The following is a 21,903-nucleotide window of genomic DNA, read 5'->3' as shown; positions in this document are numbered from 1 at the left end:
CAGGAGAGTAGAAGATGACAAATAAAAATGAACTTACTGACGCAACTTCTGGATTATCTAGTGAAGGAGACGACACAATGGAGCGCGAAGTGCAAGTTGATCGCAATCAAAAGCTTCCATTGCATCCGGTTCTTGCAGATGAAGAAGATGCTCAAGACGGCGTTGTAAATACAACGCAATCCGACGTGCGAAGTGCGCGTAAAGGCGACCTATTAGTTGACTCAGATGCTGACAATACAGAAACGTCATCTGTTGCGGCAGTTGGAAGTGTTTCTGCTGCGGAAGATGTGCGTGGTAATGGCGCTGATAGTGCAAAGCATAACAATAAAGATAGCAAAGCAGCTTCTTCGCCAGCATCATTTTCTCCTTTCCCTCTTCCAGATTTACGAGAAAGAGAAGACGGTGGTGTTATTGATTTTGAAGAAAATGAATCTGAAACTTCAAAAGTAGCTGCAGAAGCAATAAGCGATGAAGTGCGCTCAAAGAGTCGCGCTGAATTTACAACAGTTTACGACATTATTGATGCAATGGAAGCAACCCTTTCGGAAGCAAAGAATGTTCTGTTTGCTGCAGGAATGGTAAAAATTGATCGCGATGAGTTCGTTGACCAGTTAGCGCGTTTGAAAGATATGCTTCCTGTGCAATTGGAGCGAGCTTCTGCATTAATGCGAGAAGCAGAGCGACGTTTGCGTACAGCGCAAGCACAAGCAAGCTCTATTGTTTCCTCAGCGCAATCTCAATCTGCAGAAATAATTGAAGAAGCGCAAGAGCGTGCTCAATTCTTAGCAGGTCAAGAAAACGTAACGGCTTTAGCAAAACAGAAAGCTCGCGATATTCTCGCTACTGCGCAAGCAAAATCAGACAAGCTTACGCAAGGTGCGGATCAGTATTGCGCAACTGTTATGGAAGGCTTAAAGCAGCAGCTAGATAAATTAGAGCAAGACGTGCAAGCGGGTCAGCGAGTGTTAGAAGATCGTCGCCGAGCTGCAGCGCACGTACAAAACGACATTAGCTCATCATTGTATGACGATGATGAAGAGGAAAGGAATTAGTAATGGCTTCGCATCCATCCCAATCACCATGGGCTGTTCCAGTAGCGCAAATGGCTGCGCGCGCTGGTAGTAGCATGTCGTTGCATCGCGTATTTCCGGCGCCGGAAGGCATTGGAGATTACGTTATTGGCGTAAAGCCAGGCAGTGATGTTATGGTTGATGGCGATTTTGATGCTGTGGTTGACGGCTTAATGTTTCAGGGCAGTATTACTGCTCCGGTGCATGCAGAATGTACTCGATGCTTGATGCCGCTTCGTCGCGATTGGAAAGTGGATGTGTGTGTATTCTTCCCATATGCTGACTCGCGTTCTAATCGTTCTGATAATCGCAATACTCGTGGCGATGCGGATGAAGCTGAATCGCAAATTTGGGATGAAAATGACGAGTCAGGCAATGTGTATCCGCTAGTTGCGGGTGGCGATTTTGCGGATATTGAGGCTCTTATTCGCGACACGATGGTAAGTGAGTTGCCGTTGCAGCCGTTGTGCGAGCCGGATTGCCGCGGACTTTGCTCTCAGTGTGGCGAAAACTTAAACGAGCATCCAGATCATCATCACGACGTTACGGATATTCGTTTTGCTGCTTTAGAGGATTTGAAAGCTCAGCTTGAGCAGAATGAAGAGCGGCATTAATACGAGGTGTAAAGTTTCGGTCGTTTTTGGGCTGAAAAGCGGCATAAACTGCGCGCGCTTGTAAAGTTTCTGTTGCACTAAAGAGAAATTAGGTTGCGCAATTTGTACGGCGCTTGCTGTAATATACAGAACGCTTAAGCTCAATCGATTGAACGAAATAGAGGAAAGAATTATGGCACTGCCTAAGTACAAGACCTCGCGTGCTAATACGCATTCGCGTCGCGCTAATTGGAAGGCGTCTGCCGTGCAGACTGTGACTTGCCCGAACTGCGGTTCTCAGGCATTCCCACACATGGCTTGCCCATCTTGCGGAACCTTCCGTGGTCGTGTTTACCGTGAAGCTATTCGCTCCGAGCACACCAAGTAGGTTTTATTAACAGAAACCCTGCCATCGACGGGTGGCAGGGTTTTTCTTTTTCTTGCGTATTGTGGCTGTGAGGGGTGGGTGTTACTTACGCGCGTCGAGTGCGTGCCAAGCGATTTCGGCGGCTGCGAGTTGCGCTTTTCGTTTGCTAGAGCCACTTCCGACTCCCAGCACTTCGTCGCCATCCTTATGCGCCAAAACCGCGCGAGCCTCAAATACTGGTGCGTATTCTGGCCCAGAAACAGCCATTCGATACTCTGGATCTTCCAAACCCATATCGTGAGCTTTGACTGTAAGCGAAGTCTTCCAATCGAGAGCTGGTCCTTCAGTTAGCACTTCCGCCAAAGTGTCGTCAATCAAACGATGCACAACTCTGCGAGCTTCATCGATTCCATGCTCAACAAAAGTTGCGCCAATAAGCGCTTCAACAATATCGCACAAAATTGAATCTTTATTATTTCCGCCCTGCTCCATTTCTCCGCGACCGAGAAGAATATACGCGCCAACATGCAGCTTTTCGCGCGCAACAGCAGAAAGCGCCCATTCAGACACAGCTTTCGCTCGCATCTTTGCAAGCTGACCTTCAGTCATGTCTGGATGTGCAGAAAACAGCGTTTCCGTAGAAACTAACTCAAGCACAGCATCGCCCAAAAACTCAAGTCGCTCATAATTTCGTGTGCCAGGATGCTCGTGCGAGAACGAGCGGTGGGTGAGTGCTTCTACCAAAAGATCCGGCGAAATAGTTGTGCCTAAAGCGTTTAAAAGTTCCTGCGTTGGGTCTCCGGGACGTGTTTCATCGCCATCTAATCTCAAAACTCCATCTTCGTTGTGTTGCGCATGTGAGTTGTTTTGATTATTTTGATTGTGTTTGCTCTGCATATTTTGTTGATTGTTCTGAGTTTTCATAGCACGTATTATTATAGTCCTACTACCAACACAAGCGCTTTTAAGCTTCGCGCTCGCATTTGCGCTCGCATTTTTCCATATTCCTTCTATATCCTTTCGTATAAGTGTTCAGCTATATTTGTGGATTATGCCTACGTATGATTTGGGATTAGAACGAGTTTCGCTAGAATTTGCTACAAAAACGATTTTTACAGACGTAACTCAAGGTGTTTTTGAAGGCGACAGAATAGGTATTGTTGGAAAAAATGGTGACGGAAAGTCAACGCTACTTCGACTACTTGCCGGTACAATGCAGCCTGATTCTGGTCGCGTTACAAAACGCGGAGGGCTTACTTTTGGCATGTTGGATCAGCGAGATCCATTGGATGATAACGCAACTGTGCGCGAGGCTGCTCTTGAAAATCGCGAAGATTACGAGTGGGCTGCAGATCAGCGTTCACGCGAAATTGTAGAAGCGCTTCTTGGTGGCATAAATTTGGAAGCAAAAGTAGGCACGCTTTCTGGAGGCCAGCGCAGGCGCGCAGATTTAGCAAGATTATTGTTGCACGACTGGGATATTTTGGCTTTGGATGAGCCTACGAATCATTTGGACGTTGTGACGATTCATTGGCTTGCGGAGCATCTTCTTCACCGTTGGCAGGACGGTCAAGGTGCGCTTTTGATTGTGACGCACGACCGCTGGTTCTTGGATGAGGTTTGCACTTCGATGTGGGAAGTGCACGACGGCGTAATTGATCCTTTCGAGGGTGGTTACAGCGCTTATATGATGCAACGCGTGGAGCGTGAACGCCAAGCGGATGTGCGCGAAGAGCGTCGCAGAAATTTGGCAAGAAAAGAGTTAGCTTGGCTTTCTAGGGGTGCTCGTGCGCGTTCTACTAAGCAAAAATTCCACGTAAAGCAAGCGCGTGAGCTTATTGCAGATGTGCCGCCGCTAAGAGACACTCTTGAATTGAAGAAAATGGCAACTTCGCGTCTTGGTAAGCAAGTTGTTGATTTAATTGACGTTACGCAAATTTTCGACAACGCTCAGCAGCTAAAAAATATCGATCCGGATATTGTAGAAAACGCATCTTTAGGTGAAGATAATGCAGAAAAATCAAATAAAGTCGATATCGTAGAATCTGCTTTTGCGCAACCAACTCACGTAGGAAGCGTTACTATTGCTGTTGACGAGAGTCAAGAAAATTCTTTTGAAAATACTGCGGAAAATACTTCTGAAAATACTGCTACGAGCGCGCAAAACATTGCAGAAACTTCAGCTGCATCGCGCAAAACTATTACTGGACGCATGATTTTAGACGATGCAACTTGGCTTATAGGACCAGGAGATCGTTTTGGAATTGTGGGCGCGAATGGAGCAGGAAAATCAACATTATTAAGCATTATTGACGGATCTCTGAAGCCTACGCTTGGACACGTAAATATCGGCAAGACTGTAAAATTTGCTGTGCTTTCGCAGCGGCTAGAAGAGCTTGAAAAGCTTGGAAAATATAAAGTAAAAGAAGTTTTAAGTCGCTATAAGCCTAGCTATATTATCGATGGCAAAGAAGTGACTCCAGGTCAGCTTATGGAAAGGCTTGGTTTTAAGCCCGAGCAGCTTATGACACCAATTGCTGATCTTTCGGGCGGTCAAAAGCGCCGTATGCAGTTGCTGCTGATTTTGCTAAACGAGCCAAACGTGCTGATTATGGATGAGCCTGGAAACGATCTCGACACTGACATGCTTGCAGTTATGGAGGATTTGCTCGATACTTGGCCCGGAACTTTGATTGTTGTTTCGCACGATCGCTACTTGCTTGAGCGCGTAACAGACCAGCAATTTGCGCTTATTGACGGCAAAATTCGTCACCTTCCAGGCGGTGTAGATGAGTATTTGCAAATTGTAGAAAAGTTGCAGCGCGATCACGAAAATAGCATTAGTACTGCGAGTACTGTGAATGCTTCAAGTACTGCAAATTCTACAACTAAAGAAAGTTCAGAAAGTACAGTAGCTGAGCCAAAACTTACAGGCAAAGCCTATCACGATGCTGCAAGGCGAGTTTCTGCAATCGAGCGAAAACTTTCAAAGCTTGAAGAAGAAAAGTCGCAAATTGAAGCGCAAATGGCTGCGCACAACCCAAGTGACTTTGTTGGGCTTCAATCTCTTAACGAAGAGCTTCAAAAAAACGAGCAAGAAACCAGTGCTCTTGAGGATGAGTGGATGGAGCTTTCTGAGCAGCTTTAGTACAAAATTGCTGCGCGCTATGAAGAAGAAATAGAAGATAACAGCCACGTGCTAAATTTGTGAGGTATGACTCAAATCAAGGATATGTTGGAATCTGTAAAACCAATTCGCGTTGACGGTCGTAATGTTGACGAGCTCCGACCTGTGTGCATAACACGTAAATTTACTGATGTTCCTGAAGGTTCTGTGCTTATTGAGTGTGGCAATACGCGCGTAATGTGCACTGCAACTTTTACGGTTGGTGTGCCTCGTTGGCGTAGAGATTCCGGTTTGGGTTGGGTAACTGCCGAATATTCTATGCTTCCTAGAGCAACAGCTGAGCGAACTGATCGCGAATCTGTGCGTGGAAAAATTGGTGGTCGCACTCACGAAATTAGTCGTCTTATTGGTCGCTGCTTGCGCGGTGTAGTCGATATGAAAGCGATGGGTGAGTGCCAGATTCAAATTGATTGCGACGTGTTGCAAGCGGATGGTGGAACTCGTACTGCTTCTGTAACTGGAGCTTATGTAGCTTTGGTAGATGCGCTTAATTGGGCAGAAAAGAATGGTCATATTCGCTCTGCTGCAAATGTTATTAAGGATTCTATTTCCGCTGTTTCTGTAGGCGTTATTAACGGCACGCCTATGCTTGATTTGCCTTATGTTGAAGACAGTCAAGCTATGACAGATATGAACGTAGCTATGACAGGTTCCGGCACTTTCATTGAAATTCAAGGCACTGCAGAACATCGTCCGTTTAATCGCGACGAATTAAATACGTTACTTGATTTGGCAACTAAAGGTAATCGCGAATTGCAAGCTGCTCAAAAAGCCGCTTTAGCAAAATAGAAGAGATTGAAGGAGAACGGGCGTGAAGCTTATTGTGGCAACACATAATGAGGGAAAACTCGTTGAAATCAAGCAAATTTTAGAGGAGCAATTGTCGAAGCTGGCAGACAGTTTCGAGTTAGTAACTGCAGGTTCTCTTGGTTTGCCTGATCCTGTGGAAACTGGCGTGACTTTTGAACAGAATGCTTTGCTCAAAGCGCGTGATGTTGCTGCAAGAACAGGTTACCCTGCTATTGCAGACGATTCGGGTCTTATTGTCGACGTGCTTGGTGCTGCCCCTGGTATTCTTTCTGCCAGGTGGAGTGGTGTGCATGGGGACGATAAAGCTAATAATGAGCTTCTTTTGCGCCAACTTTCTGATATTCCAGATCAATGTCGTACTGCTCGTTTTCGTTGTGCTGCAGCTCTTGCTATTCCGGATGGGTGCAGTGAGGTTCCTGAAGGCAGTGTTATGTCGCATTCTCACGGCTTTGAGACTGTTCGAGTCGGAGAAATGGTTGGTCACTTGTTGCGCGAGGTGCACGGAACTAACGGTTTCGGCTATGATCCGCTATTTGTGCCAGATCTTCAGCCTATTCGCGATGGTGTGCAAATGAAAGATTTGACTAGCGCGGAGCTGACTCAAGAAGAAAAGAATGCTATTTCGCACAGAGGTAATGCTTTGCGCGCGCTTTTGCCGGAGTTGCAGGCATTATTTATTACCGAATAAGCATTTATTACTGAATAAGCGAAAAATTTCGTGCGCGAGATGGGACTTGAACCCACACGTCGTAAGACACAGGAACCTAAATCCTGCGCGTCTACCATTCCGCCACTCGCGCATAGACTCATATAAATAATCGAGCGAATAAAAACAAATCAAAAGTATTAATACACTCGAGCGAGTCAGAGAGCCGCTTGACAGAATCGAACTGTCGACCTTCTCATTACGAGGGAGACGCTCTACCGACTGAGCTAAAGCGGCATGTTGCCCGAGACGCATTCGCGACTCGCGCACAAATCAATTACTATATATCATATTTTTAAATTTGTCCAATGGGCGCGCCGTACAAAATATAATAGTCATTAAGCAAGTATTGCATAGTTTGTATTGCAATTCGTTTAGTGTGGCGCGAGTTTTGTGGGATTTCTTTCCTCGCAGGCGCGACGACCTGCTTTCGCGCAGCACCAGTGTGATTGTGTTCATTTTTGTGTTAAGCTTCGCGTGTTTCTGTCTGCTTTTGTGAGTATCTTGTGAATTGGACTATAGTGACGATTGCTGTCACGTAAGTTGAAGAAATGAAAGGACCTAGAAATGGCCATCAATCCGCCAGTTGACGCCGTAAAAACCCCAGAGTGGGCTGCATTGCAGAAGCATTACGACGAGTTGCAATCAGAAGGTGTTTGCCTGAAGAAGTGGTTTGCTGAGGATGCAAATCGCGTGGATAAGTTGAGCTTCGAAGCTGGAGATCTCCACTTCGATCTTTCTAAGAATTTAATTAAGCCTGAAACTCTTAAGCTTTTCGCAGACCTTGCAAAGGCAGTTAAGCTTGACGAGCGCACTAAGGCAATGTACACTGGCGTGCACATTAATAATACAGAAGATCGTGCAGTTTTGCACACTGCTTTGCGTCGTCCTGCAGAGGATGCTGGCAAGTTCATTGTTGACGGTCAAGATACCGTTGCAGACGTGCGTGAAGTGTTGGGTCGCATTTACGATTTCGCTAACGAAGTTCGTTCCGGCGCTTGGAAGGGCGTTACCGGCAAGAACATTAAGACCGTTGTAAACATTGGTATCGGCGGCTCTGATTTGGGTCCGGTCATGGTTTACGAAGCTTTGAAGCCATATGCTGACGCTGGTATTAGCGCTCGCTACGTTTCTAACATTGATCCAAACGATATGGCAGAAAAGACCAAGGATTTGGATCCAGAAACCACTTTGTTCATCATTGTTTCCAAGACCTTCACTACTTTGGAGACTTTGACCAACGCTCGTACCGCTCGCACTTGGTTGCTGAATAAGCTTCAGGAGTGCGGTGCTATTGACGGAAGCGACGCAAAGAAGGCTGAAGCTGTTGCTAAGCACTTCGTGGCTGTTTCCACCAACCTCGAAAAGGTTGAAGAGTTCGGCATCAACCCAACCAACGCTTTTGGCTTCTGGAGCTGGGTTGGCGGTCGTTACTCTGTGGATTCCGCTGTCGGCACTTCTTTGGCTGTTGTTCTCGGTCCAGAGCGCTTCGAAGAGTTCTTGAAGGGCTTCCACGCAATCGATACTTACTTCGCTGAGACTCCATTCGAGAAGAACGTTGTTGTGCTTCTCGGTATGCTCAACGTTTGGTATCGCAACTTCTACAAGGTTGCTTCTCACGCTGTGCTTCCATACGATCAGTACTTGCACCGCTTCCCAGCTTATTTGCAGCAGCTCACCATGGAATCCAACGGTAAGTCTGTGCGCTGGGACGGCACTCCTGTAACAAGCGAAACCGGCGAAATCTTCTGGGGTGAGCCAGGTACTAACGGCCAGCACGCTTTCTACCAGTTGATTCACCAGGGCACTCAGCTTATTCCAGCTGATTTCATTGCTTTCGTGAACACGCCAAATCCTACTAAGGATGGCGATCAGGATGTGCACGAGCTCTTCTTGGGCAACTATCTTGCACAGACTAAGGCTCTTGCTTTCGGCAAGACTGCTGATGAAGTTCGCGCTGAAGGCACTCCAGAGGAGATTGTGCCAGCTCGCGTGTTCAAGGGCAACCGTCCAACCACGTCCATTTTCGGCGATGCTTTGACTCCATTTAGCTTGGGCGAGCTTATTGCTCTCTACGAGCACATTACCTTCGTTGAAGGCACTGTGTGGGGCTTGGATTCCTACGATCAGTGGGGTGTGGAGCTTGGCAAGCAGCTTGCAAAGCAGATTACTCCTGCAATTTCTAAGGATGATGAAGCTTTGGCAGCTCAGGATGCTTCTACACAGAGCTTGATTCGCTTCTATCGCGCTCATCGCAAGTAAGATAGTAGTCATATAGGCAATCGTTTTTAGCGATTGTTGATTTATAAGCCTCTTGGCGTTAATTCGTCAAGAGGCTTTTTTGTTTAGCATCTGTCGCTGAGTTTTGTAAGTTTCAAATGCATCGCAATGTGTTTTGCTGCATGTTGACACAACTGCAACAATAATTTATAATGAGCACGGTCGGTAGGTAAGGCTACCACGGGGATACGGGTTGCTGCCGCAACACAGTGGAGACACTGCACGCTGGTTAACAGTCGTTGTCGAATTCAAGGCTTCGACTAATGCAACGCCACCGCCCTGCGAAGCTGAAGCTTGAACGACGTGGCACGCTTAATATGCGTTTGTGTGTTTTGGTGCGCCTCTGTTCTCTTGTAAACCTCCGATTCAATGATGAAGATTTGCGCCGGCAGCGCACTAACTTAAGGAGGTGATTTGCCGTGAAACATGACAGTAAAAGCCATAATTCTAGTACTCGTACTGATGAAGGCTCCGACACTATTGGCAGTAGTAGTTCGGATGTTCCTCCTGAATATATGAAGCCGGCAATCACCGAATTTAGGTTGCAAAACTTGCGAAATATATAACTTACGAAATACAACTTACGAAGTATAATTTACGAAATATAATTTGTGGAGTTAAAACGTGAGTTCTAGTTATTTGCGCCTGTAACGTAATCAATGGTGATACGGCTACGCAAGAATTTACGAAAATCTAAATAGAAATTCGCATAGAAATCTCAATAGATATCTGCGTAATAAATGAATAGAAATAAAAAATACACGAAAGTGAATCCACTTATTGCCTATTCGAGGACTTTATTATGACCGTATTTACAACTTCGCGCAAAGAAAGCGCAGGCGCGCAAGTCGACGAGAACACTCGTTTCTGGTCGGACATTATTGTGTGCGTTGGCATTATTGCCGTTTTTGGCGTAACTGCCTTCCTTATTCAGCGCATAAATCAACCGATTGGTCCAAGTGGCATACCATCTAAGGTATCCACGGACTTAATCAATCTGCCTTACTACACTTTGCGCTCAGTATTTCGCATGCTGATCGCATTAGTTGCATCTCTTATCTTTACTATTGTTTATGGCTCTCTTGCAGCTCGCAGTCGTAGGCTTGGCAAGGTGCTTATTCCTCTTCTAGATATTTTGCAATCAGTTCCAATTCTTGGCTTCCTTTCGGCAACTGTCACGATTTGGTTGGTAATTTTCCCTGGATCGATGCTTGGTGTTGAAGCCGCTTCGATTTTTGCTATTTTTACGAGTCAAGCATGGAATATGACTTTTTCGTTCCACCGTTCGCTGCTCAGCGAGCCAAAGGAACTGGATGAGGCAGTTCGTAGTTTGCAACTCACGCATTGGCAACGTTTCTGGGTGCTAGACATGCCTAACGCAATGATTCCACTGCTTTGGAATTGCATGATGTCTGTTGGAGGCGGATGGTTCTTCCTTACAGCTTCGGAAATGATTTCCGTAAATAATCACACTTACGCTCTTCCTGGCATCGGTAGTTTTGTGGCACAAGCTGCTGCTGAAAATAAGCTTGGTCTTATTTGGTGGGCTATTGTGTCGATGGTGATTGTTGTTTTGGCACTTGACTTCTTCTTGTGGAAACCGCTTACAGCTTGGGCTGAGCGTTTCCGCATTACGCAAAGCGCATCTGATAATGAGCGTCACAGTGCTATTTTGACTCTTATTCGTCACTCTCATGCAGATGAAGTTATTAGTAAACTGTTTTTGCCAATTCGCGAGTGGCTTGAAAAAGTAACGCGCCCATTCGGTCGCACAGGCTCCAAGTGGCCTCACAAGGCTGCTCAGCATAAGCTTGGTGATTGGGTATTTAACGTTATTATGCTAATTATTGTGGCTGCTGGCGCTGCCCATATGCTTTACTTTGTGTATACAACTGCAGGTTTGCATGAGTTTATTACTGCAGGCATGCTTGGTGGCATCACTTTTATACGCGTTGCTGTGTTGATTTTAATAAGCTCGCTTATTTGGGTTCCTGTTGGTGTTGTAATCGGCATGAATCCTAAGATTTCGCGTATTATGCAGCCTATAGTGCAAATTCTTGCTAGCTTCCCAGCAAACTTCATCTTCCCGTTTGCTATGGCTTGGTTTATGGCTTGGCATATTGATCTTGGTTGGGGAAGTATTATTTTGATGGCTCTTGGCACGCAATGGTACATTCTGTTCAATGTTATTGCAGGTGCTAGTGCTATCCCTGATGATTTGCGTGAAATGACGCGCAGCTTCCGCTTGGATCGTACTTTGCGATGGAAGACGCTTATTTTGCCGTCTATTTTCGGTTCATGGTGCACTGGCGGTATTACAGCTGCAGGCGGTGCATGGAATGCTTCGATTGTGTCTGAGATTGTGGAATATGGAAAGAATCACATGGAAACTCAGGGTTTGGGCGCATATATTACTAATGCAACCACTTTAGGAGATTCTGCGCGCACTTTAGTTGGCGTAACTGTTATGAGCTTGATTGTTGTTTTAAGCAACCGATTATTCTGGTCGCCAATGCAACGTATTTCCGAAAAACGTTACGTATTGAATTAAATCGACTAATAAAATTTACTAATAAATCGCTTAAAATAACAAAATTTTATGAAAAAGATTGGCAAAATTATGAATACTTTAAAGAGCAATGCAAAAAAAGTGCAATCCTCAATTACAAGCGATATTATCGACGCAAAGCACATCAGTCAAAGCTTCACTTCTGACAGTGGCACTACTCAGCACGTTTTGCACGATATTTCTTTCACCCTTCGCGAAGGTGAAATCGTAGCAATATTAGGACGTTCTGGTGCTGGAAAATCAACTTTCCTACGCACAATGGCTGGTCTTGTGCAGCCAACAGAAGGCACAGTAACGTATCGCGGACGCGAGCTGACAGGTCCAAACCCAGGTGTTGCAATCGTATTTCAAACCTTCGCTCTTATGCCGTGGCTTACAGTACAAGACAATGTGGAACTTGGTTTGCGTGCTAGAGGCGTTAGTAAAGAAAAGCGTACTGAGCTTGCTTTAGCTGCAATTGACGCAATCGGTTTGGACGGCTTTGAAACAGCATATCCTAAGGAACTTTCCGGCGGTATGCGTCAGCGAGTTGGTATTGCGCGCGCGTTGGTGCTACGACCGGATGCATTGTTTATGGACGAGCCATTCTCTGCTCTCGATGTGCTTACTGCAGAAAACTTGCGTCAGGAAGTTCTTAAGCTGTGGTCTAGCGAGGAGCGAGATATTAAGTCTGTGCTTATTGTGACGCACAATATTGAAGAAGCTGTGCAAATGGCTGATCGCGTTGTGGTTCTTGGATCTCATCCAGGTCACTTAATTGCTGATGTGAATGTTGATTTGCCTCGTCCTCGAGATAAGCACAGTGCTGAATTTGAAGCGATGGTTGATAATCTGTATGCTATTTTGACTGGTTCTGCTCCAGAAAGCGCTGCAGAGCAAGACGCTTCCGAAGATGCTGATTCTCAAGATCAAGCAAATAATGCAACTAATGAAGATGCTGAAGATAACGAAGCTGCAGCAATTGCAGATATGCTTATTCAACGCCACCATGACGATGAAGATGAAGATAAGCAAAGTGAGGATGAAGCTGAAGCAGGTGAGGCAAAGGCAGAGCCTGTGGCTGTTCATTTGCTTCCAAACGCTACACCAGGTGGTATGGCTGGTTTGCTTGACGTGATTTCTGAAAACCCAGATGGCATTGATTTGGCTGATTTGGCAGCTGATTTGTCGTTTGAGATTGATGATTTGTTCCCACTTGTCGATGCGGGTACGATGCTTAATTTACTTACTGCAGAAAACGGTCATATTACTATTACTTCTGAGGGTGAAGAGTGGCATAATGCCGATATTTTGCACAGTAAGCAAGTTTTTGCTCGTCTTGCGATTGAACATGCACCTCTTGTGCACGCAATTGATCAAGCTTTGAGTAGGAATCGTAACGGAAAGCTTCGTGGCGAGCTGATTTTGGATTTGTTGCGCAGTAAGCACACGGATGCTTTGGCACGTCAGCAGTTTGATATTGCAATTAGCTGGGGTCGTTACGGCGAGTTGTTTGATTATGACGCTGATGATGACGAGTTGACTCGTACAGTTGAAACTGCTCCTCTCGATGGAGTTGTGCGCTGAAATAGTGCAGAATAGTGCGGAATTATGCTCAATAATGTCCATTATTGAGCATAATTTGGTATTTGTATGCTTTCGATAAAGGGATGCCGCATAGTTCTTTTATCTTTTAGGTCTAGTCGCTTCTTATTTAAGATTGCGCGGATCGGAAGCCCCCTAAAAAGCGAACTTTTTGGGGAAAGAATTGCGTAGCACATTTGTTGCTAACGCTTACTATGCGTCGATATGCGGCGGCGATGGAGGAATATTATGGTAAATGCTGTAGAAGCATTTGATGCTAAACATCTTAAGGCTGCTGAAGAAATTCCAGCTTTCCGTCCTGGCGATACCGTTGATGTCAACGTTAAGATTCAGGAAGGCAACAACACTCGTATTCAGACTTTCACCGGCGTTGTGATTGCTCGTAAGGGTGCTGGCGTGCGTGAAACTTTCGTTGTTCGTAAGGTGAGCTTCGGCACTGGTGTTGAGCGTCGTTTCCCACTTCATTCTCCAGCTATCGATTCGATTAAGCTGGTTCGTAGCGGTCGCGTTCGTCGCGCTAAGCTTTACTACTTGCGCGCTTTGCGTGGTAAGGCTGCTCGTATTGCCGAGCGTCGCGATAACTCTGCTAAGTAAAATGGAACTTATGTGAAGGGTATTTGTTATGACTGATGACACGCAAATTAGCGATACTCATATCGTTTCAGTAGCGGGTCATGGTATAGATCCTTCACCGGTTCCACCAGAGCCGGAAGGAGATTTACCTTCCGGCTCTCGCATGTTTAAGCGCAAAAATAGAAAAGGTAAGCATTTTGCACATTCTAAGCGTGCTAAAAATGACCGCCTAACTTTGCGCGATGCTATAACATGGTTCGGTATTCCAGTATTAGTAGTGATACTTATTCGTGTGTTCCTATTTGGAGCTTACACAATTCCTTCTGGCTCTATGCTAGATACTATTCATATTGGCGATTATGTTATTACGACTAAGCTAACTCCGCGCTTATTCCCATTAAAACGTGGAGATATTGTTGTTTTTGAGGATCCTGCACATTGGTTGAGTGGTGAAAATTCTTCCGGTGCTGTTGGCAAGGATTTAATTAAGCGTCTTATTGGTTTGCCTGGAGATACTGTTGAATGTAAAGGCGCTGGGCAGCCTATTGTTGTGAACGGTGTTCCAATACGAGAATCTTCCTATATTCGTCCTGGTGTTGACCCGAGTGCTTTTCCGTTTAAAGTAAAAGTCAAAGCCGGTCACGTGTTTGTTTTGGGTGATAATCGTTCTAATTCTGCGGATTCACGATATCATCGCAATGATGGCGATGACGGTTTAGTTCCTATTTCCAAAATCGAGGGCGTTGCTGTGTTTAGATCGTGGCCGCTTGATCGAATTGGTCTTTTAGACGAACATCATGATGATTTTAACAATGTGCCTGATCGTCCTGCAAAATAAGAGTATTAGCGCAATTAGTATTAACGAAATTGTATTAGCGCGACTTATATCAACTGATTTCAATTATGCCAAATAAATCATCCAATATACCGCTTGTTCCATCATTTAAATATGAGCAAGATCTGCTTTGCGAAGGCTATGATTGGGTTATTGGTCTTGATGAAGTAGGAAGAGGCTCTCTTGCAGGTCCTGTGATGGTAGGAGCTGTAGTTATTGGAATTAAACAAGTAAAAGAAAACTATATGCCTGAAGGCTTAGCTGATTCTAAATTGCTGAGCGAAAAGCGTCGAGAAGAGCTTTATGAACCGTTGCAAAAATGGTGTACAACTTGGGCAGTCGGATCTTGCACTAACACAGAAATTGATGAGTGGGGCATTAGCTATGCGCTTGGTGTCGCTGCATTAAAAGCAATTTCTAAAGTTGAAGAAGATATTAAAAAGCTAAGTTTTAGCGTAAATGCGAATACGCGTGCGAATACGCGTGCGAATTCAAACTTTCGTATTGCCGCAATATTGGATGGACCTTGCGATTATATTGACAAAGTCGCAAATACTTTTGACGCTCCTTATGTTCCTGAGCCTGTAAAAGTTCATACTTTAGTAAAAGCAGACAGGCAGTGCGCGAGCGTAGCTGCGGCTGCAGTTTTGGCAAAAGTTACTAGGGATAATCTTATGGTATCTCTTGCTAAAAATCCGCAATATGCAGCCTACGATTGGGCAAGTAATAAGGGTTACGGTTCTTTAGCTCATCGCAATGCCATTAAAAAAGTAGGACCTAGCGATTTGCATAGATTGTCTTGGCATTTATAAGCGAGGGTGCATATGGCAAAAAATGAAGCAAAACGCGTGTCAATGATCGATGTTGCGCACGCTGCTGGTGTAAGTCATCAAACTGTTTCTCGCGTTATTAATAATTCTCCTGATGTTTCTGCTAGCACGCGAATTAAAGTTCTGCGAGTTATTGAGCAGCTTGGGTATTATCCGAGTAATTCAGCACGCGCATTAGCAACTAAGAAATCGCGTACTTTAGGGCTTATCGTTGGTGCAGAAAATAGAACATCTCGAAACATTATTGCTCCTATAGAAGCGCAAGCAAAATCTCGTGGTCTTTTTCTTTCTATTAGCATGGTCAACGAAACATTATGTGAACAAAGTGATATTCAAGATTTATGCGAGAGTTTTGAAGAGCAAAATGTCGACGGATTAATAATTGACGCTCCAACAGATGCAATATTTACGTCACTGTGTCGTACGCGTATTCTTAAGCCGTGCGTATGCGTTACTGCTACTCATGGTGCAATAAGCGCGCATGAAGGCATGAATATGTTGCGTTCTCATAGCAACGTTGAGTATTCAATGATTGGTATTAATCAATCTCGCGCAATGAACGATATTGTGTCACTTATTGCGCATTATGGACATCGAAATGCCATTTATATAGCAGGTCCTTCGCAATGGAGAGGTGCTGCAACGCGACTCATTGCATGGCGTTCACTTTCAACTGCTCAAGGTATTCATTCGCATATTGTGCAATGTACTTCGTGGAAGTCTTCTGAAAGTTACGCGCGAATGAATCATATGATTGAGAAATTTGGCATAGATGGCATTGCATTGCCGACTGTTATTGTTGCTTCAAGCGATGAGCAGGCAGTAGGAGTTGTGCGTTCCTTGTATGAGCACGGTTTGAAAATTCCGAGTGATATTAGTGTTGTTGGTTTCGGCGATATTCCGGCAATAAGTGATTTTTTCCCACCTCTTACAACTGTGAGTCTCGATATGCAGCAATTAGGGTCGTTGGCAGTGCGTGAAGCTTTGAGATTAATGAATCATGGGCCTGAGCCAGCATTCCCAGATATGTCTCATGGAGTTGGGCAAATACCTGCTGGCTTAAAATTGCGTTCTTCTATTGGTGCCGTATTGAGATAATTTTGCGATTGTGAAAAATTGCATTAAAAATTATCGAGAATAGAATTAAGAATGGTATTTTTAATTATTTTTTTGATTATTTAAATATTGCGTGAAACAGTTGTGAAACAACTTTATTTTCTTAATGCTAATATCTGGCAAAATGGCTTAAAATCAGCATAATTACGCGGATGCCGGCGTGTTGATGGTGTGTGTGAAGCGTAATCTTAACATCAGTTGGGAGTGTGTGGTTTTTTGAATAAATATGGAATAAAGAAAAGGATCAGGAGATGATAAATCGCTGCTTTGCGTTCGTGCCAGGAATTAAGCATCTAGTTATTTTAAGGTCGGCGTGTCTTGCGATTTCTTATCTTGTAAACATAGCTTTTGTCTACGTTTGCGTTGGGATGTTGTCTCCAGTATTAAGACCTGTTCGTTCTACTGGAACTTCTTTAATGAGTTCTGTTGAATTTACGTCTTACATTATTGCTTTAGCTGCTATTATTTTGCTGAAATATGCAGTTTTTTACTGGTCGTGTACTGTTTGTGCAGAAATTGAGTCGCGAATAGCTATGCGTTTGCGCCCTAAAATGTTGCACGCAATGTTATCTCTACGTTCTGTAGATATTGAAGATTCTCATGACATTACTTCTTTGCGTGTAAATGAAGATATTTTTGCAATACAAAGTTTTGTTGCTTCTTTAGTTCCACAAATTATTGCAGCTATTCCTATTCCTGTGGTTGTTTCTGCAGCACTATTTACAGTTAACCCTGCTATAGCCGGGATTTGCGCATTAGCTGCATTGTTTAATGTCGCTTCTCTTATATTCTCGTTGGCATTAAGCCCAGTATCGTGGCGTTGTGTAAGTGCGTTATTTGCCTATGTTATTGCTGGACTCGCAATTGTTGCAACTGTTTGGTTATCTTCCGTTAAAGGTGTAGGTCTTGCTGCAGCTCTGTTAACAATGCCCTTGTTAATGTTAAGCGTCCAGCCACTGAGAATTGTTGGTAAGAATATGCATGTAGTTAAGCATGCTGTTCATGGTTTGGATCATGTTGAAACATTGTTAAAAATGGTTACTGATTCTCCTGCTCCAATAGCATTTAGTGACGATGGTTCAACATTATCTTTGCCTGATGGCTCAACCAATATTGCTTTGCGTATGCGATGCAATATTTTGGAAAATAATGCGAATACTAATGAAGCTCAGCGTTTATCGATAATTGCAAAATCTGGTGAATTGCAAGTTATTCCAAGTAAATATCATCATGTTATGCGTGAGAAAATACTTTCTGGTACAGGTTTTAACAAATCTGCTGACATATTGCTTTCTTATAGCGACCGTTATGATATTCATGAAGACGACGTTTCTCCATTTGTAGTTTCTGAAGTATTTGACGCAAACGATAGTGCATCTTACTTGTCGTTGAATGATGCAAGTTCTGCAGCTTTAGCAGATATTGTTACTATAGTTAGCGAGCGAAGTCATCTATTTTCCACAACATTGCGAGAAAACTTACTTTTGGCTGCTCCAACAGCTACGACTACTGCGATGTGGGATGCATTGCGAGCTGTGCGAATAGATGGCGTTGTTTATGCCGATTACGACGGTCTAGATATGCCAATAGATAGACTTTTTAATAATCCTGAAGCATCCTATAATTCTGAAGATTTAAAGCGTCGTGTTATTCTTGCTAGAGCAATTTTAAGACACACTAAAGTGTACGTTTTTGATTATTCCCAATGTGATATTAGCAATCATGAAGCTGAAGAAATTGTTAAAATATTGCGTCGCATAGCGCGTTATGCGAATGTAATAGTGTTAATGCCAAATGATGCTGGAATTAGCGCAACTGATGAAATAGCAACTGTAGAATCGTATCGTCATGTTGCTAATGATAGTTCTAAAAATATTACGCAACTAAATCAATTAAACGAATCTCAGAACTCGCAAAACTCACGAAACTCGCAAAACGTTGAGCAAGCTCAGCAAGATCCTAATAAAAACAAGCATATTTCTTCTATTGCAAGTATTGCTTACACTTATGAAGTGAGAACAATCTCAAAGTTCAAACGTGCTATTTTTGCTTTTATATCAATGTTTAGTACTGCTCTCAATCTTGTTTCTGCAGTATGTATTCCTGTTGCTATTGTTTCAGCAATGTTTGCTGTTGCAGGACGTCCAATATTTGGTTTTGTAATGCAACAGTGTGTGCTTGTTGCTGTTGCTTGTATGGCAGTCCGTGCATTAACTCTTGTTACAACATTTGCAGGTGTAGATATGCATCACGAACGTTGGCATAAAGCTCATATCAGCATGAATGTTGGAATGATATTTGCAGTTGTGCCGCTTATGGTTGTTTTGTACTATTTCGATGCGAATTTGTCTTATGTAGCTATTGCTTCGTGCGTGTTTATTATGTTTATTGTTCCTCGATACTTACTTATACGCTCCAAGCATATTGCAAATAAAGTGCGCATTGAACAACATGAAGTTGAGAATGAAGTAAGTGATATTGAACTTGGTATCGATGAAGTACTTGCATTTAGGCAAGGTGAGCATTGCGTTAATCGAATGGTTACTTCAATGCATAAAGTTTCTCAACAAAGAATGCGTTTGGCTCGTAAAAGTGGAGGCATGTCGGCACTTGTTCTTGCTATATCGTTAATTAGCATTTCTGTAGCAGCACTAGTGGTTTCTCACACTATCCATCCAGTTCCAGCTAATATTCCAGCATGGAGCACTGTTTATGCTGTTATGGCAATGGTTTTGCTTGTAATTATGATTCAGCAAGTTGTAGATGTTGTTTTACAAAGAATACCGTCTGTTATGAGAGTTAAGAGCAGTAACTAACTTTAATTTAAAAAATATAGAATATGCATAAGTTGGGTTGGGGGACTGAACATGCGTAATCGTTGTAACAAGAGGCAGCTTCTTGCGCTGTTTTGGATGCTGTTGTTTGCTGTTTTATGTGGGATTGTTATTGGCTTGTTGCTTCCTAAAATAAACAGTAACGTTGGGAAGATTACAGGAGAATATGAAGCAAGCGGAGAAGCTGCGCAAGCATTGAAAAAATTGCGTATATCTAAGCCTTATCGTTACGGGTACGAGCGTCAAGTATTTGGATATCGTACTACTGACGATGACGGTAACGGATGTGACGTTAGGGAAGATGTTTTAGCGCGTGATTTACAAAATGTGAAATACAAGTACGCAGGATCTTGCCAAGTGCGTTTCGGCTTGTTGCATGATCCGTATACTGGCAAAGATATCAACTTCGTGCGTGGGCGAAAAACTAGTGCCTTAATTCAAATAGATCATGTTGTTGCATTACAAAATGCGTGGGAATCTGGAGCATGGAAATGGAATCGTGCAAAACGATTAAAATTTGGCAACGATATGATGAATCTACTCGCGGTTGAAGGAGCTGCTAATCAAGAAAAAGGTTCCGCGTCCGCAGCTTACTGGCTTCCTTCAAACAAAACCTTTAGGTGCGAATATGTTGCTAGGCAAATAGCTGTTAAATATAAATATGGTTTAACTGTAACTCGCGAAGAAAAGCAGAGTATGGAAAGCGTATTGCATAACTGTTCTGCACAGAAATTGCCAAAGTAAGGATTTTGCTCAGTCTAGTATCCTTAAAAGCGACTTAGTAAGCGTTTAATAAGCATTTAGTAATGATTATGGGTGTGATCGTGCATTACGTCGTGATGCTCTGCTGAATGAGGAATATGCAAAACGCGCATACGGTCAATAGCTCTACGCGCAAGATTGTGAGCAGAACCTGTGCCTTCGCCCTTGACTCCAAAAATAACGATAAGAGCCATAATTCCCGTAATAATAGCACTAATGCGCAAAGTCCATTGAACTCCAAAAATACTAGCAGCAACATCGGCAGCGTGACCTGTGCCAGAATGGTGAAGAGTTGTCAATACTGTCATTGTAACTACTAAAACAGGTGCTCCAATAGCGCCCCAAAGCTGACGCATAGTATTAGTTACAGCCGAACCGTCGCCAAGCTCTTCCTTACGCAAACAATTAAGTGACCACGTAGTTATTGGCATAAGCAAGAATCCCATGCCAATTTGGCGAGTAAACTGCCAAATGGAAATCCACCAAATCCACGTATCCATGTCAATAAGACTCATCATTACAGTGCCAAAAAACAGAATAATAGAGCCTGCCATAGCAACTGGGCGCACTCCAAAGCGATCTAGCATACGACCACCAAAATACTGCGAAATAGCCATGCCGAACGCTCCAGGAAGCAGAATTAAGCCGCTCATAGTTGCTGAAAAACCACGATCAGACTGAATATAAAGCGGAATAAGCACCATAATTGAGCTGAAAGCAAAAAATGTAAGGCAAGCGCAAATAGTACCTACCATAAAGTAGCGGTTTTTAAGCACATTAAGACCAAGAAGAGGAGTGTGACCGCGTTTTTGCGCTCGCAACTGCCTTATAACAAACCAAGCAATTCCAAAAGCACCAATAATCATAGGAGCCCAAGATAATGGGTGGGAAACTCCGCATCCTTCAATATTAGTGAATCCAAACATGAGTCCGCCGAAGCCGATAACCGAAAGACCAACCGAGAAGAAATCAGCATGCGCGTTAAGATCATGTTCTCCAAAATTATGCAAGAAAAATACTGCTAAAACGACGGATAGCGCTCCGATAATAGTAAGAGAGCAGAAAATAGAACGCCATCCATTAATATCAGTTTGCAAACCGCCAATAGTAGGACCGATTGCTGGAGCAATACTCATAGCCATGCCAACGCTTCCCATTGCCACACCTCTGCGAGTAACAGGGTAGACGGAGAATACGGTAATTTGTAAAACAGGCCACATTACGCCAGTGCCAATAGCTTCAAGAGTTCTGCCAACAAGTGCCATCATAAAGTCGCTACTAAGCCATGCAAGTACGGATCCAAAAGTAAAAAGCGACATGGAAGTAATAACAATTTGGCGAGTAGAAAAGCGTCTTGTTAAAAATGCTGTAAGTGGAACCATAATTGCCATAATCAGCTGGAAAATAGAAGTAAGCCACTGACCAGTTGTGACGCTTATGCCAAATTCTTGAACTATTGTTGGCAATGCTGCAGTAAGTTGTAATTGTGCGAAATTGCCAATAAATGTAATAAACGTAAGAATAGCAAGAGAAATTAAAGCAGGACGTGTAAGACGATTGTTATTGTATGCTTCTTCGCCTGTTAGCGCATGGCTGAGATTTTGGCTTTTATTAGACAGCCATGTTGAGTGCATCAAAATAAAACATCCTTTTTATTCTTAAACGTAGTTTTTCTTAAGCATATTTTTAAGCATAGGTGGCAAAAGTCAATCGACTTAAGTCTATTCTCTTATCTATTACAACGAAAAATTGTAAGACTTAATTTGCGCAAAACAATAATATCTAGA

18 protein-coding genes, 2 tRNA genes, 1 pseudogene and 1 riboswitch are annotated in these 21,903 nt (G+C 43.6%); of the genes and pseudogenes, 17 read left to right on the top strand and 4 right to left on the bottom strand.

What is annotated here, in order from left to right; all coding sequences use genetic code 11:
* The first annotated feature begins 14 nt into the window (after positions 1-14).
* The 3 genes from HXT38_RS04510 (at position 15) to rpmF (ending at position 2,051) form a co-directional block, all read left to right on the top strand.
* Positions 15-1,052, top strand: a complete 1,038-nt coding sequence (locus tag HXT38_RS04510) for a hypothetical protein (protein ID WP_410297133.1) — start codon at positions 15-17, stop codon at positions 1,050-1,052.
* A 2-nt stretch (positions 1,053-1,054) separates the two neighbouring features.
* Positions 1,055-1,684, top strand: a complete 630-nt coding sequence (locus HXT38_RS04505; RefSeq protein ID WP_004574043.1) for a YceD family protein — start codon at positions 1,055-1,057, stop codon at positions 1,682-1,684.
* Positions 1,685-1,856: 172 nt separating this feature from the next.
* The gene (rpmF, locus tag HXT38_RS04500; protein WP_004574042.1) at positions 1,857-2,051 is read left to right on the top strand and encodes a 50S ribosomal protein L32; all 195 of its coding nucleotides are present in this window, start codon (positions 1,857-1,859) and stop codon (positions 2,049-2,051) included.
* Between the two features lie 81 nt (positions 2,052-2,132).
* Here the strand turns inward: rpmF and rnc are convergent, their stop codons facing one another.
* Positions 2,133-2,954 (bottom strand): ribonuclease III, encoded by an 822-nt coding sequence (gene rnc / locus HXT38_RS04495; RefSeq protein ID WP_004105351.1) that lies wholly within the window; start codon positions 2,952-2,954, stop codon positions 2,133-2,135.
* A 127-nt stretch (positions 2,955-3,081) separates the two neighbouring features.
* Here rnc and HXT38_RS04490 point away from each other — a divergent pair.
* From HXT38_RS04490 to HXT38_RS04475, 4 genes and pseudogenes are all read left to right on the top strand, one after another.
* Positions 3,082-4,842 (top strand): annotated as a pseudogene (locus tag HXT38_RS04490) (ABC-F family ATP-binding cassette domain-containing protein); the annotation flags it as partial.
* Between the two features lie 45 nt (positions 4,843-4,887).
* A complete protein-coding gene (locus HXT38_RS04485) occupies positions 4,888-5,178 on the top strand; it encodes an ABC transporter C-terminal domain-containing protein (protein WP_421792041.1) in 291 nt (96 codons plus the stop codon).
* A gap of 66 nt (positions 5,179-5,244) precedes the next feature.
* Positions 5,245-6,006: a ribonuclease PH gene (rph, locus tag HXT38_RS04480; protein ID WP_101885901.1), complete on the top strand. Its 762-nt coding sequence runs from the start codon at positions 5,245-5,247 to the stop codon at positions 6,004-6,006.
* Positions 6,007-6,028: 22 nt separating this feature from the next.
* Positions 6,029-6,715 carry a non-canonical purine NTP pyrophosphatase gene (locus HXT38_RS04475; RefSeq protein ID WP_004574039.1) on the top strand — a complete coding sequence of 229 codons (687 nt, stop codon included), beginning with the start codon at positions 6,029-6,031 and terminating at the stop codon, positions 6,713-6,715.
* Positions 6,716-6,746: 31 nt separating this feature from the next.
* Here HXT38_RS04475 and HXT38_RS04470 read toward each other — a convergent pair.
* Together HXT38_RS04470 and HXT38_RS04465 are read right to left on the bottom strand one after the other, a co-directional pair.
* Positions 6,747-6,827: transfer RNA gene (locus HXT38_RS04470), tRNA-Leu, on the bottom strand.
* Between the two features lie 70 nt (positions 6,828-6,897).
* Positions 6,898-6,970, bottom strand: a tRNA-Thr gene (locus HXT38_RS04465).
* Between the two features lie 330 nt (positions 6,971-7,300).
* On the opposite strand from HXT38_RS04465, the gene pgi reads away from it, so the two are divergent.
* From pgi to HXT38_RS04415, 10 genes are all read left to right on the top strand, one after another.
* Positions 7,301-8,995 carry a glucose-6-phosphate isomerase gene (gene pgi / locus HXT38_RS04460; RefSeq protein WP_004105339.1) on the top strand — a complete coding sequence of 565 codons (1,695 nt, stop codon included), beginning with the start codon at positions 7,301-7,303 and terminating at the stop codon, positions 8,993-8,995.
* A gap of 172 nt (positions 8,996-9,167) precedes the next feature.
* A riboswitch (M-box (ykoK) riboswitch) is annotated at positions 9,168-9,328 on the top strand.
* Between the two features lie 104 nt (positions 9,329-9,432).
* Positions 9,433-9,579, top strand: coding sequence for a hypothetical protein (locus tag HXT38_RS04455; RefSeq protein WP_004574037.1), 147 nt, complete (start codon positions 9,433-9,435; stop codon positions 9,577-9,579).
* Positions 9,580-9,815: 236 nt separating this feature from the next.
* Entirely contained in the window at positions 9,816-11,564 is a 1,749-nt protein-coding gene (locus tag HXT38_RS04450; protein WP_004574036.1) for an ABC transporter permease, read from the top strand.
* A gap of 69 nt (positions 11,565-11,633) precedes the next feature.
* A complete protein-coding gene (locus HXT38_RS04445) occupies positions 11,634-13,148 on the top strand; it encodes a nitrate/sulfonate/bicarbonate ABC transporter ATP-binding protein (protein ID WP_032842404.1) in 1,515 nt (504 codons plus the stop codon).
* 246 nt (positions 13,149-13,394) lie between these two features.
* Complete coding sequence (gene rplS, locus HXT38_RS04440; RefSeq protein WP_004105329.1) at positions 13,395-13,760, top strand: 50S ribosomal protein L19; 366 nt, start codon at positions 13,395-13,397, stop codon at positions 13,758-13,760.
* A gap of 28 nt (positions 13,761-13,788) precedes the next feature.
* Positions 13,789-14,577 carry a signal peptidase I gene (lepB, locus tag HXT38_RS04435; protein ID WP_004105326.1) on the top strand — a complete coding sequence of 263 codons (789 nt, stop codon included), beginning with the start codon at positions 13,789-13,791 and terminating at the stop codon, positions 14,575-14,577.
* A gap of 65 nt (positions 14,578-14,642) precedes the next feature.
* A complete protein-coding gene (locus tag HXT38_RS04430) occupies positions 14,643-15,386 on the top strand; it encodes a ribonuclease HII (protein WP_410295669.1) in 744 nt (247 codons plus the stop codon).
* Positions 15,387-15,398: 12 nt separating this feature from the next.
* Positions 15,399-16,502 (top strand): LacI family DNA-binding transcriptional regulator, encoded by a 1,104-nt coding sequence (locus HXT38_RS04425; RefSeq protein WP_004105321.1) that lies wholly within the window; start codon positions 15,399-15,401, stop codon positions 16,500-16,502.
* A gap of 269 nt (positions 16,503-16,771) precedes the next feature.
* On the top strand, positions 16,772-19,336 hold the full coding sequence (locus tag HXT38_RS04420) for an ABC transporter (RefSeq protein WP_410295668.1): 2,565 nt from the start codon (positions 16,772-16,774) through the stop codon (positions 19,334-19,336).
* 51 nt (positions 19,337-19,387) lie between these two features.
* Positions 19,388-20,098, top strand: a complete 711-nt coding sequence (locus HXT38_RS04415; protein ID WP_004105308.1) for an HNH endonuclease family protein — start codon at positions 19,388-19,390, stop codon at positions 20,096-20,098.
* 56 nt (positions 20,099-20,154) lie between these two features.
* Here the strand turns inward: HXT38_RS04415 and HXT38_RS04410 are convergent, their stop codons facing one another.
* Positions 20,155-21,750, bottom strand: a complete 1,596-nt coding sequence (locus tag HXT38_RS04410) for an MDR family MFS transporter (RefSeq protein ID WP_410295667.1) — start codon at positions 21,748-21,750, stop codon at positions 20,155-20,157.
* Between the last annotated feature and the right edge of the window lie 153 nt (positions 21,751-21,903).

Source organism: Gardnerella sp. DNF01157 (genome assembly GCF_049244225.1).
GTDB lineage: Bacteria > Actinomycetota > Actinomycetes > Actinomycetales > Bifidobacteriaceae > Bifidobacterium > Bifidobacterium leopoldii.
The sequence above is the reverse complement of the archived record's forward strand: the minus strand, read 5'-3'. Positions and strand labels throughout refer to the sequence as shown.